Below are 13,665 nucleotides of genomic sequence, written 5' to 3'. Positions count from 1 at the left end.
GATATGGAATGGCTGGGCGACGAGCATGTCCTGAGGGACTACCAGCTCCTGACGCAAGAGTTGCGGGGGAACAATCCGGGTCTCGCCGCCCGGTCGCGGTTCGTGGATCCCCTCATAACCCTTGGCAGCCTGCGCTTGGGCACCGAGAGCGACATGCTAGGCGCATTCCAGCGCATCGTTCATGATCACAATGGCGACGACACGGCCGACTTCCTGTTCCTGCCAGTGAACGATGCCAGTGCCAATCGCCGCGGCAGCCATTGGTCGCTGCTGTTCGTTGATCGCCGCGAGCGGGAACGGCCGGTTGCCTATCACTACGACTCGAACGGGAGATACAACGAGGCGCCCGCAGGACAACTCGCAGCAAGGCTGGGCGCGCGCTTGGAGTCACCCCGCATCCCCCAACAGCGAAACGGTCATGATTGCGGCGTCTTTGTGGTGGACGGCACACGCGAGCTGGTTAGGCGATTGGCGCAACCAGGGCAGCCAGTCCTGCTGGACCTCGACGGGCTCCGTGCCGATCGGCAGGCACTGCAGAACAGACTGCAGGGCTGAAGTTTGGCCATGGCGGGATGGCTTAAATTTAGACTTGGAGCACCTCACGCCTACGGCCTGGGGCTCGGGTCCGATAGGTGGTGGGAGGCGCACGGCCTGCGAAGGAGCATTCCCACCCGACCTGAAAAAGCAGATAACTCATTTCTTGTGAATGATTTTGACCAGAAAATTCCGACGCAGGGGACCGTCAAAAATTACACTTTGATTCAAGGGGAAAATTGCAAAAAATATCTTTGAGCTTATGCGAACTATCGGACTAGTCGGGCGATTTTGCAGCTCGCGACACCAGGCGGCGACATATCCGACTCCCGCAAAAAGTTCCGTCACTCGATCCATATCGCGCATCGCGAGTGCTGGCGAGCCGCGCCCAGCCATTACGTCGTTCGCCGCTAGTGGGAGCTGACCTCGATCTTTCTCGCCCCATGAAGAGGAACGGAAAATCGACGCTTCCTCCTCGATACCAACATAATCAGCAATGTCGTCAAATCGCAGCCGTCCGAATCGCTCCTGGCATGAATGTGGAGACAGCGTCGTGCGCCTCGTCGACGACGATGAAGGCCTCGTGCCGCTCGCCAAGCACGATCAGGCTCTCCATCGGCGCGCGCGATCGCCATCCATGCCGTAAGGACTTTCGACTGCGATCCAGATCGCCCGGTGCCGCCTTCGGCTCGCCAGCGGGTGATCGTATCCTCGAAAGCATCGACGTCGTTATGCTCGGAGAACTTGAGGCCGGCGCGTACCCCCCTCACGTATGCTGGCATGGGCCAGCTCGTGGAGGATCAAAATGTTCCCTCCCTGCGGCAGGGCGGCCAGCAGAGCGAAGTTGGCGATGTAGCCGCTGCCGAAGAACAGCGCGCGTTCAGCTCGGAAGAACGCCGCGGCGCCCGCCTTCAAGCCTCGCATTCCGGCGCATTGCCGCGCAGCAGCCGCGATCCGGTGGCGCCGACCGGGGCACCCCCGCGCGATCGCCGCCTCAAACGCGTCGCTTCAATCCCTTCCGGCAGTTTGCCTTTCCGTACAAGAAGATCCAGCAAGCCGACCAAACAAGCCTATGTCGTCAAATTGCCAAAGCGACACAAATTGTCGGACACCGTCCAAGTCTGCAGAACTCATCCGCTTCGACGAGAGCAGCGTCAGCTTCCGTTAACAATTCCCGCCTGGCGCCAACCCGCGCCAAGCCATGACGCCCAGACAGTTGGTCCGACATTCCTAATCCCTCCATGTCCTGCCACCCGGCTTCGGAAGTTGTCTGGTATTCCGGGGTGGCCATCGGGCGGCAGACATTCAGCAATTACGGGCGAGTGGGGGCTTGATAATGCGGCGCCGGACACATGGTCGTCATCGAGTTGTTCGCCTGCCGTGGGGCAGTCGCGAGCGCCGCCGCACAGCTTTCCAGCAGCACGCAGGGCCGCGATTGGTCGGACCCCAAGCCGCTCTTGCGCTGTATGCCTGTCAGGTTGCCTCCATTTTCTAGCGGCATCGTACAATCGGTATGAATTTTGCTGCTTCCATTGAGAGGCGGCGGGGTTGCTTGCCAGGTAAGAGCGAAGCGATCGCTCGGTAAAATTGCAAGGACTGGAGCAAGTGAGTTTGTTGAGATTGATCGCGTTCTCTGCTGGCAGGCATGCCTCTGCGGCTACGGCCGCTGCCGCGCTTGAACACGTGACCAGGGATATCGTGTGCCTGTCGAGGCCCGATGGTTTGGAGGCGGCTCCACCTATGGGCGTTGCAGATGGGCATTAGGTTACAGGCGAGTTTCGTCCTATTTGGGATGACATTTCCCCTCAGCGTGATCACTGCGAACGGACAGGAGACCTGTCTCGTCGACATTCAGCAGGGGTCAGAGCTAACCGCGGTCGCCAGCCGCCTGGGGAAGGGAGGATATGAGCTGTCGGATGGCACCCAGGTGTCTTTTGACAAGTGGTACCGCAGCAAATGGATCGACATGCGATTTGAAATGTTAACAAAGCTGTCGGACGATTTCGGTTTCCTGTGGGGAGCCAGTTCCGGCCAGCACGCCAAAAAGGTTCGTATCGAACCGGGCATAAAACTGGGCTTTATTGTGCAAAAGCGCCCGACACCCTCCACGACGCTTTCTCTCATCGTCAGTTCGATTTTGGGCGGGAACCTGACTGAACAACCCTGCACCGCTAACTATGGCGACATCGGCGGGGTCCAGACGGTGAATTGCCGTCTAGCGGCGTCCCGGCTTCCGCCCGCCGATACGTTGAAGCATTTGGTAAACGTCCATCCGAGCCGATTGAGACTCAGTCTCTGGTTCAAAGGTCAGTTCTAAGTGATGGTGAATGGTTCATTTCGTTGATTTACAACCGCAGACAGGAGTTTGATTTGCGCAGAAAGCAATTGTTGCAGACAGGGTTTGTTGCCGGTTTTGCCGTGTGCCTGTGGGCACCAAGCGGTTTCGCTGGTGACCTCGATTCCGGAGTGACCGGCAAATGGAGCGCCGGAACCCCAACCATGGAAGGCAGTAGCTCGGGCTGTGCACAAAATCCCGACGGCACCTTTTGCTGGATGAGTCCGGATATTGGTGAAGCATGGGCATCGGGCTATACCGGTTCTGGGGTATCTGTGACTATCGTGGACGACTTCAAAGGTGAAATACAAGAGGGGGATCTCGGCCATGGCCCCCAATGGCGACAACATGGGCAGTGGAGTGCTGAAGTAGCCGGCATGGTGGCACCTGGCGCAAAGATAATCGAGGTTGACTATTCCGAATCCGTTCCGCTCACGCTGGAGGACGGGCTCAATGTCGTCAATCTGAGCTTTGCCCTTGAGGGTCCCGTGAGCGAGTTTCCGCTTGAGCAATCGATTGTCGCTGCGGCTCGGGCGGGTGATGCGGTCTTCACAAAGGTAGCCGGCAACGAGGCTGTAGCGGTAGGTACCCCGATCGAGGGGACTGTGGACTACCTAGCTCTCGACCTGATTGGGGCGCCATCGACCATCTTTGTGGGTGCGCTCGAGCACAATGGCACTCCCGAAAACAAGGCAAAGCTCGCCTCCTATTCGAATTATGCCGGTTCAGATTCGGAGGTGCAGAGCCACTTCCTGACGGTGGGGGTCGAAAGTGACAAGACCGGGCTATCCGGAACTTCTGTCGCGGCACCTGTGGTTGCAGGCTATGCCGCCATCCTTGGCAGCAAGTTCACGTCTGCAACACCGACACAGATTACCAATCAGTTGCTGGATACAGCCAGGACCGACACGCTCGTCAACTATGATGCGGCGACTTACGGCCGCGGCGAGGCCAGCCTCACGAGGGCACTGGCACCCGTTTCGATCGAGTAAAGGAGCTCATAGACCGGAAGAGCAAGCTTGTTGCGAGGCGTTGATAAGCCACAAGAACGCCTCGCAATCCGCCTTGGGAACTGTGCTGTTTCGTGCAACAGCTCTTTGTGAACGACGAAAGTTCAACGATTGGCTCCGAAAAATCGGCAGAGAGAGCATCGGGAGTCGTGCATCCTGGCTGCGAACCTCCTCGGTGCGAACAGACAAGCCTTTTCAGCGGCCCGGCGACGACGCCTCCGCGGGTGACGTTTGAGACCATCTGACGGGGGTGCCGGTCGGAATACCTTTCGGATCCAGTTCTACATCCGGCAGGGCGGGGTCGATGAAGGCTCTGAGCCAAACGCTGACCCCACCATCATTGTGGATATCGACCCAACCCAGGATACTTTCAGTTTCGATGCTTTAGGTCTCACTTGCCGCGCGCGCCCCGGGGCGCTCATTCATGGAGATCCCCATTCCAGGGAAGCGCTCGTTCCCACGGGAGCGAGCACTTCCCCTTCAATTTGATCAAAAGTCCATGCCGCCGCCGCCCGGAATCGCTTGAGCGGGGGTGTCCTTCTTCGGCTTCTCGGCCACCATCGCCTCGGTGGTGACAAGCAGGCCGGCTACGGAAGCGGCATCCTGCAGCGCCGTGCGCACGACCTTGGCAGGATCGATAACGCCTTGGCCGAAGAGATCGCCGAATTCGTTGGTCTGCGCGTTCCAGCCATAGCCAAAATCGGGGTTTTCGCGGACCCTGCCCACGATGATGGAGCCTTCCGCGCCGCTGTTTTCGGCGATCTGGCGAGCGGGAGCCTCGATCGCGCGCCGCACGATGTCGACGCCGGTCTTCTGGTCCGGGTTGTCTACAGCGACATTCTCGAGCGCCCTTGCTGCCCTGAGTAGTGCCACGCCGCCGCCCGGCAAGACACCTTCCTCGACAGCTGCGCGGGTGGCGTGCAGCGCGTCGTCGACGCGGTCCTTACGCTCTTTGACCTCGACTTCCGTCGAGCCGCCGACGCGGATCACGGCGACACCGCCGGCGAGCTTTGCCAGGCGCTCCTGCAGCTTCTCGCGGTCATAGTCGGAAGTGGTTTCCTCAATCTGCACCCGAATGTGAGCAACGCGGCTGTTGATTTCGTCCTTATGGCCGGCACCATCGACGATGGTGGTGTTCTCCTTGTCGATGTCCACCTTGCGAGCGCGGCCGAGCATTTCCAGTGTCACATTCTCGAGCTTGACGCCGAGATCCTCGCTGATGGCCGTGCCGCCGGTCAGGATGGCAATATCCTCCAGCATCGCTTTGCGGCGGTCGCCGAAACCCGGGGCCTTGACGGCGGCGACCTTTAGTCCGCCGCGCAGCTTGTTGACCACGAGCGTAGCCAGTGCCTCGCCTTCGACGTCCTCGGCGATGATTAGCAGCGGCTTGGCGGACTGAACCACGGCCTCCAGCAACGGTACCAAGGCTTGCAGATTGGCCAGCTTCTTCTCGTGAATGAGCACGTAGGGCTCTTCGAGCTCGACGCGCATCTTGTCTTGGTTGGTGATGAAATAGGGGCTGAGATAACCGCGGTCGAACTGCATGCCTTCGACCACTTCCAGCTCTGTCTCGGCGGTCTTGGCTTCCTCGACGGTGATGACGCCCTCATTGCCGACCTTGTCCATCGCTTCGGCCAGGAAGCGGCCGATCTCTGCATCGCCATTGGCCGAAATCGTGCCTACCTGGGCGATCTCGTCGTTCTTCGTTACCTTGCGGGCATTGGCCTTTAAATCGCCGAGGATCGCTTCCACCGCCTTGTCAATGCCACGCTTCAAATCCATAGGGTTCATGCCAGCGGCGACTGCCTTGGCGCCTTCGGTCACGATCGACTGCGCCAGCACCGTGGCGGTGGTGGTGCCGTCGCCGGCGATGTCGCTGGTCTTGGACGCGACTTCGCGCACCATCTGCGCGCCCATGTTCTCGAACTTGTCCTCAAGCTCGATCTCCTTGGCGACGGTGACGCCATCCTTGGTGATGCGCGGGGAGCCGAAGCTCTTGTCGATTACCACATTACGGCCTTTGGGACCGAGCGTCACCTTCACCGCATTGGCGAGAATGTCGACGCCGCGCAGCATGCGGTCGCGGGCATCAGCATGAAATTTCACTTCCTTGGCAGCCATTGGTTCACTCCAGCAAGTAGGCAGTTCTTGTTGACTCTTTGTGTCATGCGTCTCGGTTACGCGGCCTGGCTGGCCGAGGTCGAAACCTCGATGACGCCCAGGACGTCGCTTTCCTTCATGATGAGCAGGTCTTCGCCATTGAGCTTGATCTCGGTGCCCGACCACTTGCCGAACAGGACGCGGTCGTTGACCCTCACGTCGAGGGGGCTGAGCTTCCCGCTCTCGTCGCGAGCGCCGGCGCCGACGGCGATGACTTCGCCTTCCTGCGGCTTTTCCTTGGCTGTGTCGGGGATGATGATGCCGCCGGCCGTCTTCTCATCGGCCTCGATGCGGCGGACGAGTATACGGTCATGTAATGGACGGAACGTCATGTCGTTCTCCTTCAGGATAAACAGATTGCGAGAGCCTCCCCCGATCCTGGCTATCAGGACCAGAATGGGGTTCGCGCGACCTTTGCGGGGTCGAGCGCATGCCGAACGAGTTTTGCTCCTTTCGTTTCAAGGGGTGGACCGATTGAGGAAATTCCGATGGCCTCCGGTGATTGCGCCAAGGGACGATCGACGTCGATCGCCTGGGCGCGAGATCAACGTTCGCCCTGGGTCATCCTGAGTGCTGGGTATTTGCGCGCATTGGGTCTGCAAGCCAAGGCGTCAGATGCACATCATATCAGGCTGATGAGTTCAACTTGCAGCATTGATATGAAAAGAGAGAAGTTTCCTCTTGCCATTGACTGAGGCGACAGGTGACTTTTTTCGTGTTGATATAGCCAGCAATGCGAAACCTCGATGCTCGGCCACGTTGGTTTTATATAATTCCAATGCGAAGCCCAAGGTGGAAACAATCAGGAAAGCCGTTTCCGCCGTTGTATAGGTCATCTGTTTTCTCCACTTCTGGTACACAACCTTCATTTGTTTTCGCCCTGAATAAATCGCATCAATCAGGCATCATACCTGTTAAACGTTGGCACACTAAAAACGACTGTTCGATAGTGTTAAAGGCGAGACAGCAAACGTCATGCCAGATGCAGCGATCTTGATTTTCAATGGGTTACGCCAATTGCCGTGTCGCTATTTTGTCGGATTCCTTGCAGAATTTTGAAGGGCACCGGTAGCTCCCGATATTTTGGGATGGGTTGAGGTTTGTCACCGTTATCGCCCTGCCCTGACGTACTGAACGGTGCCGCATAAGGTCTCAATGTCGAGGCTCAAACAATTCCTGTCACCATACAACGAAACCTGTCGCGCATCGAACATAGCAACAGTACCCAAAACGTCTGCGTTTCGTGCTGGGCTTGTCTCAAAGCAACCGCAAACCAAGGTTGGCCGGGAAAATGGGGTTAACGCGGAACTGCGTCAGCGAATGGCACGTCACTTGCGGTAGGCAAAATTGGAAACTGTGGTGGCAGTCTGCACGACTGGCGGAGATAGACTAGAAAGGGCGGAATTACACTCATTGCGGTAAGTAGATTTCTAAAAATACCTATTGCTTGAGAGGACGAGTTAGCTTGGCCGCCTTTGTTCTTGAACCGGTCACCCCGCGCAAGGCGCCGCGCTTTTTGATCGTGGAGATAGCGGAAGGGTCCGCTCTTGACGTCCTTCCGCTTTTTTATCTTTGAACGGAGATCAAGAATGAACATCATGAGCCTTCTTGTCGGCTCAGCTGCGGCCCTGATTGCAGTTTCCGATGCCGGCGCCGTCGACGCGATCGTCGCCGAACCAGACTCGGCCAAATACGTCAAGATCTGCGACGTCTATGGGGCGGGCTATTACTATATCCCAGGCACCGAGACCTGCCTGCGCATCGGCGGCTATGTCCGCTACGAAACCGGCTTTGGTGACGTTGGGTCATTCGATGGCGCCAAGGCAACCGAGCGCAAAGACGGCAGCACCAACGCCACCTTGCAGAACAATGCCCGCTTCACGCTAAAGACCTGGACCAATCAGGAAACCGAGTTCGGCACGTTGAAGACCTATACCGAAACCCGCGTGAACTTTGGCAACCGTACCGCGTATTCCGATCCGGACAGCCGTCAAGGTTTTGCTTCCAACAGAGACCTCGGCCTGACTTTCGCCTGGATTCAGCTTGGTGAGCTGCGAGTTGGCAAGGACTGGTCGGCCTTCGACATGTTCATCGGCTATCCTGCCAACGTGCTCAATCTGATGCTTGTTCCCTACGGTGATCTCGATACCAACGTCGTCCAGTACTATTTTGATGCCGCTAACGGCTTCTCGGCCGTAGTCTCGCTTGAAGAAGGCGAAGGCGCGGTGGGCACCATCGACAGCTACGTTCCGCACGTGGTCAGTGGCCTGAAATACACACAACAATGGGGCGCGATCGCCGGCGTAGCTGCCTATGATAGCAGCTACAAATCGGTGGCCGGAAAGCTTCGCGTTGACCTCAATGTCACCGCCGAACTGTCACTGTTCGGAATGTTCGGCTACGGCTCCAATGGCAAGCTCAACGATAATTCCACCAACGCAATTGACGCTCGCGGCCGCGGCTTCTACAAAATTTGGGGCGGCAACTGGGCTTTTTGGGCAGGCTCCACTTACAAGTTCAACGAGATAACTTCGTTCAACCTTCAGATCTCGGGTGATCAGCTCAAGAACTATGGTATCGCCATCAATGTCGCCTATACTCTTGTTCCTGATTTCACGATCACAGCCGAAATGGACTATAACCGCTACGGCGACTTCGCCGTCGACGTGGCTGACCCTTCCATCGTGAACAGGACTAACGCCGACAAAAAGAACAGCGTCGGCGGCATCCTGCGTTTCCAACGCTCATTTTAAGGGGATGAAATGCTGCATTTGGCTGGAGTGGCCCAATCCGAACGTCGCGTGGAAGCCAGGCGACAATCGTCGCCCGGTGCATAGCGGCGATACCATGGGCTTGTTTCGGTCCTGCGAGGAAGTCTCACGGTCGCCCTAAGCTCAGAGACAATGTCGTTGCGTCCAGGCCGGGACATCGGGTTTGTCACCGGTATGCGGCGCCCTATGCCGAGACCCCATCGCCCGCAAATGCGCTTGATGCCGGTCGGCGTTTTGACGCCGCTGCATCCTTTGGGAGTGACGCGGGGATTTTCCGGACCACCGACAAGCTGGATCAAGATCTACAGCCTAAATGCTTCGGAGTACCTATCCAGACGATACAGGTCGGATATGCGAACGTTGGTCAGCGCATCAGCCGCCTATGAAGCAGGCCCAGCGACAGGATGAACGGGATTACTATGTAGATGCAAAGCGCGCCGATGTGCAGGCCGACGCTTTCAACCGGGCGTCCAAGCAGCGTCGGACGAATGAGATCGATGGAATGTGACAGCGGCAAGAAACGCGACAGCCGCTGAATTGAGTCGGGTTGTTGCGTGAGCGGAAAGAGCGCGCCGGACAAGAACAGCATCGGGGTGACGACAAGGGTCTGGTAGAATATGAAATAGTCGTAGCTGGGTGCAAGGGCCGTGACAATCATGGCTAAGCTCGCGAAGGCAAAGCCCGTAAGCGCGATGAATGGCAAGGCACAGAGGACGGACGCCCATTCCGCATAGCCTAGCATCGCAGCAACAACAGTAATTCCTATACCGGCCACAAGGGCCTTGGTGGCTGCCCACGCCAATTCACCTAGAACGATATCGCCAAGAGAAAGTTGTGTACACAGGATCGCTTCCCAGGTTCCGCCCATACGACCGTAGACCGCATAAAGCGTTTCGAAGGTCGACGCAGTCATCGCGCTTGCGGCGACCATGCCCGCTGCCAGAAAGGCGATGTACGATGTACCCTCAACATGCCCTACCATTATTCCGAAGCCGGTCCCCAGGCCAAAGAAGTAGATCATTGGATCGGCAAGGCTGCCGAGAATTGAAGCAAGTGCAACCTTCTTCCACGCCAGATAATTGCGACGCCACACCGCAATCCAGTTCCACCCATTGGCGGGCAAAGCTGTGGCATAACGTTCCCACATCCGCCTAATCCCTCATTTCCCGACCAGTGAGCCGCAAAAAGACATCCTCAAGATTGGGCGGCCGCTCTAGAAGCCGCAGGCCGGGCCGCTCACGAAGTTGTGCGCGGACCTGATCCGGATTGGTCGCATAGCAGAACAGGGTCTCTCCGCTCACCTCCAAGCGCTGAACATAAGGCCTGACCAGCGTGCTCAGCTCACGCGGGTTACCACCGTATATCTCAACCACCTGACAGCCGATCTGCTCCTCAATCAGCACATGAGGTCGACCTTCAATGATCTTGCGCCCTTCTTCAAGGATGCACAACCGATCGCACAGCCGCTCTGCCTCATCCATGAAATGGGTCGTCAGGAGAATCGTTTTGCCGCGTGCCAACAGGTGCCGTAACCGTTCCCAGATCAAGTGGCGCGCGTGCGTGTCGAGACCAGTAGTCGGCTCGTCCAGTATCAGGAGCTGTGGGTCATTGATGAGTGCACGCGCAAGCATCAGGCGCCGCTTCATGCCGCCAGACAGATCCGCAACGCGCGAGTTCGCTTTGCTCTCGAGGCGCGCGAAATCGAGCAGAGATGGGATGACTGCTTCGATCTCGCGCGTGCTCATGCCGAAGTAACGACCGAACACCATCAGGTTCTCGCGCACCGTGAATTCCAGATCAAGGTTGTCGAACTGCGCTACCACGCCGATGCCGCTGCGTGCCAGGCGAGCCCTTTCTGGCACAGGTACTCCGAGCACAGCGATGCTGCCTGCGTGAGGCGGTGTCATGCCGAGGACCATACGCACGATTGTGCTTTTGCCCGCCCCGTTCGGCCCCAGCAGACCGAAGCACTCCCCGGCCGCAACCGTGAACGAGAGCCCGTCGACAACGGACCTGCCGCCATATGACTTTCTTACCCCCGCAAGATTAATCGCCGGGACTGAAACACAGTCAGCTGGAGAATGTTCTGCATCTATACGCCCGTCGTTCTCCTGCTCGAGCCGATTGAGACCGCACCGAGATCGACCATCCGCGGTCGATTTCTGATGCAGTAAATTCATGCCCCGACTCAAGCTCGTCCATCTAGAGTAACGCAAGTATCACCCGTCACTTCGAGGGCCCTGAGGCACCGCCAGCCTTTGCGTTTGAAGGACGTTCAGTTTCTCATCACTATCGGCTACGCTGGTCGCGGGTCCGCGCGACAACCAATCGCTGTTGCTCAATGTACACAACGCATAGGCTTTCAAGGGAAGTAAGAGAAAGATGTTGATGAGTGTGTGCAGCGAGAACGCGAGAAATCGAAGTTGGCCCGCTCGCAGGGCCACTACGCTGCAGCGTATCGCGGTCATGGATCCAATCATGAGGATTGTCGACCAGGGAACCGTGGCGGTCAGTGCCAATTGTGCGAGCCCCGTCAGCACCGAGAGGGCGAGAAGCAGCGGACCAAGGTTCTGTCCGATCACGTCCAGCGTCAGATAGCGATCGAGACCAGATAGTAGACGCAGCCCAAGCAAGGTGTCCCGGAACGTACTCCTTGCCCAGCGCAGTTGTTGGCGCAGATACGGTTTTAGCCTATTTGGAACGACGGTGGCCGCGATGGCGTCGGGGACGTACTCCGTTTGAAAGCCTGCCTTCAGCATAAGGATCGTGAGATGGCGATCCTCGCCGAAGTCGCTTGGCTTGCCCCTAAAGAATTGCGTCTCGTATTGATCGAGCAGCAAAAGGAGCGCGGACCGGCGGTACATGGCACAGGGGCCACAGCAACACATTACAGCGCCGAAGCGAGCCTGCGCCGCACGCTCCTCGTTGCAAGCAAGCCAATACTCCATATCGATCAATCGTGTCAGCCAAGTGTCGCTCCGATTGCTAGCCACGAGCTGACCCATTGCCGCGCCTATCGCGGGATCCTTCATCTTCAGGACAAGTCTGGAAACGACGTCGGACGCGATTGTGGTATCCGAGTCCACGTTGAGCACCAAATCTCCCGACGAACGCCGTATCGCGGCAATCTGCGCTTTACGCTTTCCGACGTTCTTTGGCAGTAAAATGAAGTGAAACTTCGGGTTGTGCGCATAATGCGCCTGCACGGATACGACGGCATCCCGATTGGCAGAACCGTCATCGACTACATAGACCCGCACCTCTCCCTTATAATCTTGATCCGCAATGGAGGCCAAGCAAGCACAAAGCGTCCGCGGCTCCTCATTGTAGCTCGGCACAATGACATCCACGCTCGGCAGCATGTCGGAAGCGGCGGCACTCCCAGGCGCAGATGACAAGTTCGGTGGCAAGGCATAAATGGCTTGCATGCCTTTGTAAGCAGTCGAGAGCAGCGCATATAAAGCAATGGCCACACTGCTGGTGGTGCCGAGCAGATCCATGGAATACCGTTCGTTAATGATGCTGAGCAAGCGAGCGGATTGAAAATCCGCGAAGCTGCAACGCTGGGATTATACGAGATAGCGCCTCGACCGTCTGATCGCGTAGGCTGCCATGAGTGCCCGGCTTCGACTCGCCGGGAGGGCATCCGTCGTGCAGAAGGACAATCGCGCCGGGGCGGACCGATGCCAAGACTGAATCGACAATGGCATCGACCCCGGGGCGAGACCAGTCGCGAGGATCCACCGACCAGTGCACGGGCGCCATTTCGGCCTTGGCCGAGGCAGCAAGTACTTCTTCTGTCCAGGCTCCAAATGGCGCTCGCATGTGTCGCACCGAGGCCTGGGGGCATGCCATCCGGATAGCACTGTTTGCCTCAAGTATTTCGCGTTCTATTTCACCGAGACCACATGTAGACAGGTCCAAATGAGTCATCGTGTGGTTAGCGACCTCGTGCCCCTCGGCAACCATACGTCGGATGAGTTCCGGTCGGTCATTCGCGTAAGCACCAATGACGAAGAAAGTCGCCGACACACGGTGTTTCGCCAGCAGATCCAGAATCCCAGGAGTGGACAGCGGATCTGGTCCATCGTCGAACGTCAGGTAAACGCTACGATCTTCGGCGCCATCGACGGAGAGACGCGGCATTTCGCATTTGCAATTCGGTTGTTTCACAGCTCTGGACCATTCCTGTCAATGAACGTTCCGGAGGGCCACTCGCTCATTGGACGTCCGATCGGAAAAACAACAACGAGTTGCTCCTCCAACCGCGTTGGGGGCAGGTCGAGGTACACATCTGCGAGGGTGGAGCGGACGCGAACGTCCGGAAGGATGGTCGCCAGACCGTCTTGGCAGAGCCTAGCAACACGCTTGAAGAGAGCGTGCCGCACAGTGCCGAACAGAAATGGAACGCCAAGCTGCCGAAGTGTAGGGACCAACGCCCGCATCGAATGAGCGAGTCCACGCCCTTCCAGGTCTGGGCGGACTCCCCACAGTCCTAGTTCGCCCACCAATAGGTCAGTCTCACCAACTTTGATAAAACGGCGTAATACTCCAATGTGAGCCGCCACACCGCGCGAGTCGTAGCCGACGATACGCAGCTCGGGCCGTGCTCCGGCCCAGCTGCGACCATTCTCAAATGGCTTTGCGTTAAAGGCACCCGTTGGCCCATAGGTCGCTCGGAAAAACTCACAAAGCTCTGTGTGGTCGGAGAGTTCTAACTCGCTCTCCCAGCACCGTGTCCACCGGACCTGCATATGCGTGCTCCTGGCACCGCCCCGACCTTGGGGCCGGTGCAATCTGACTAATTCAGCATCTTCTAATAGCTCTCCACGCGGCCGGTAAAATTGATTCTTTG

12 protein-coding genes and 1 pseudogene are annotated in these 13,665 nt (G+C 57.8%); 4 read left to right on the top strand and 9 right to left on the bottom strand.

Annotated elements, in window-relative coordinates:
• On the top strand, window positions 1–555 hold a 555-nt coding region (locus AC0ZT5_RS31870), incomplete at its 5' end, for a Ulp1 family isopeptidase (protein ID WP_488499648.1).
• A 532-nt stretch (window positions 556–1,087) separates the two neighbouring features.
• Here AC0ZT5_RS31870 and AC0ZT5_RS31865 read toward each other — a convergent pair.
• Window positions 1,088–1,539 (bottom strand): annotated as a pseudogene (locus tag AC0ZT5_RS31865) (aminotransferase class I/II-fold pyridoxal phosphate-dependent enzyme); the annotation flags it as partial.
• Window positions 1,540–2,344: 805 nt separating this feature from the next.
• Between AC0ZT5_RS31865 and AC0ZT5_RS31860 the strand changes: the two are divergent.
• Together AC0ZT5_RS31860 and AC0ZT5_RS31855 are read left to right on the top strand one after the other, a co-directional pair.
• Window positions 2,345–2,851 carry a hypothetical protein gene (locus AC0ZT5_RS31860; RefSeq protein WP_488499647.1) on the top strand — a complete coding sequence of 169 codons (507 nt, stop codon included), beginning with the start codon at window positions 2,345–2,347 and terminating at the stop codon, window positions 2,849–2,851.
• Between the two features lie 53 nt (window positions 2,852–2,904).
• Window positions 2,905–3,861: a S8/S53 family peptidase gene (locus AC0ZT5_RS31855; RefSeq protein WP_488499646.1), complete on the top strand. Its 957-nt coding sequence runs from the start codon at window positions 2,905–2,907 to the stop codon at window positions 3,859–3,861.
• A 507-nt stretch (window positions 3,862–4,368) separates the two neighbouring features.
• On the opposite strand, the gene groL is transcribed toward AC0ZT5_RS31855, so the two are convergent.
• From groL to AC0ZT5_RS31840, 3 genes are all read right to left on the bottom strand, one after another.
• Window positions 4,369–6,000 (bottom strand): chaperonin GroEL, encoded by a 1,632-nt coding sequence (gene groL / locus AC0ZT5_RS31850; protein ID WP_488499645.1) that lies wholly within the window; start codon window positions 5,998–6,000, stop codon window positions 4,369–4,371.
• 56 nt (window positions 6,001–6,056) lie between these two features.
• Window positions 6,057–6,371, bottom strand: coding sequence for a co-chaperone GroES (locus AC0ZT5_RS31845; RefSeq protein WP_488499644.1), 315 nt, complete (start codon window positions 6,369–6,371; stop codon window positions 6,057–6,059).
• Window positions 6,372–6,680: 309 nt separating this feature from the next.
• Window positions 6,681–6,875: a hypothetical protein gene (locus tag AC0ZT5_RS31840; protein WP_488499643.1), complete on the bottom strand. Its 195-nt coding sequence runs from the start codon at window positions 6,873–6,875 to the stop codon at window positions 6,681–6,683.
• Between the two features lie 753 nt (window positions 6,876–7,628).
• On the opposite strand from AC0ZT5_RS31840, the gene AC0ZT5_RS31835 reads away from it, so the two are divergent.
• Complete coding sequence (locus AC0ZT5_RS31835; protein ID WP_488499642.1) at window positions 7,629–8,792, top strand: porin; 1,164 nt, start codon at window positions 7,629–7,631, stop codon at window positions 8,790–8,792.
• 382 nt (window positions 8,793–9,174) lie between these two features.
• Here the strand turns inward: AC0ZT5_RS31835 and AC0ZT5_RS31830 are convergent, their stop codons facing one another.
• Genes AC0ZT5_RS31830 through AC0ZT5_RS31810 form a run of 5 tightly spaced genes read right to left on the bottom strand, consistent with a single transcriptional unit; the run spans window position 9,175 to window position 13,564 of the window.
• Window positions 9,175–9,957, bottom strand: coding sequence for an ABC transporter permease (locus AC0ZT5_RS31830; RefSeq protein WP_488499641.1), 783 nt, complete (start codon window positions 9,955–9,957; stop codon window positions 9,175–9,177).
• Window positions 9,958–9,961: 4 nt separating this feature from the next.
• The gene (gene nodI, locus AC0ZT5_RS31825; RefSeq protein WP_488499640.1) at window positions 9,962–10,990 is read right to left on the bottom strand and encodes a nodulation factor ABC transporter ATP-binding protein NodI; all 1,029 of its coding nucleotides are present in this window, start codon (window positions 10,988–10,990) and stop codon (window positions 9,962–9,964) included.
• Window positions 10,991–11,029: 39 nt separating this feature from the next.
• A complete protein-coding gene (gene nodC, locus AC0ZT5_RS31820) occupies window positions 11,030–12,310 on the bottom strand; it encodes a chitooligosaccharide synthase NodC (protein WP_488481579.1) in 1,281 nt (426 codons plus the stop codon).
• Window positions 12,311–12,323: 13 nt separating this feature from the next.
• Window positions 12,324–12,956 carry a chitooligosaccharide deacetylase NodB gene (gene nodB / locus AC0ZT5_RS31815; RefSeq protein WP_488499639.1) on the bottom strand — a complete coding sequence of 211 codons (633 nt, stop codon included), beginning with the start codon at window positions 12,954–12,956 and terminating at the stop codon, window positions 12,324–12,326.
• A gap of 23 nt (window positions 12,957–12,979) precedes the next feature.
• On the bottom strand, window positions 12,980–13,564 hold the full coding sequence (locus AC0ZT5_RS31810; RefSeq protein ID WP_488499638.1) for a NodA family N-acyltransferase: 585 nt from the start codon (window positions 13,562–13,564) through the stop codon (window positions 12,980–12,982).
• Between the last annotated feature and the right edge of the window lie 101 nt (window positions 13,565–13,665).

It is taken from the genome of Mesorhizobium sp. CNPSo 4670 (assembly GCF_057784235.1).
Note: the sequence above shows the minus strand (reverse complement) of the source record. Positions and strands in the feature narration are given on the sequence as shown.

Bases quoted from the DNA above. Each gene is read 5' to 3' on its own strand.
- groL (WP_488499645.1), bottom strand. From the start codon at position 6,000: ATGGCTGCCAAGGAAGTGAAATTTCATGCTGATGCCCGCGACCGCATG.
- AC0ZT5_RS31845 (WP_488499644.1), bottom strand. From the start codon at position 6,371: ATGACGTTCCGTCCATTACATGACCGTATACTCGTCCGCCGCATCGAG.
- AC0ZT5_RS31840 (WP_488499643.1), bottom strand. From the start codon at position 6,875: ATGACCTATACAACGGCGGAAACGGCTTTCCTGATTGTTTCCACCTTG.
- AC0ZT5_RS31835 (WP_488499642.1), top strand. From the start codon at position 7,629: ATGAACATCATGAGCCTTCTTGTCGGCTCAGCTGCGGCCCTGATTGCA.
- AC0ZT5_RS31830 (WP_488499641.1), bottom strand. From the start codon at position 9,957: ATGTGGGAACGTTATGCCACAGCTTTGCCCGCCAATGGGTGGAACTGG.
- nodI (WP_488499640.1), bottom strand. From the start codon at position 10,990: ATGAATTTACTGCATCAGAAATCGACCGCGGATGGTCGATCTCGGTGC.
- nodC (WP_488481579.1), bottom strand. From the start codon at position 12,310: ATGGATCTGCTCGGCACCACCAGCAGTGTGGCCATTGCTTTATATGCG.
- nodB (WP_488499639.1), bottom strand. From the start codon at position 12,956: ATGCCGCGTCTCTCCGTCGATGGCGCCGAAGATCGTAGCGTTTACCTG.
- AC0ZT5_RS31810 (WP_488499638.1), bottom strand. From the start codon at position 13,564: ATGCAGGTCCGGTGGACACGGTGCTGGGAGAGCGAGTTAGAACTCTCC.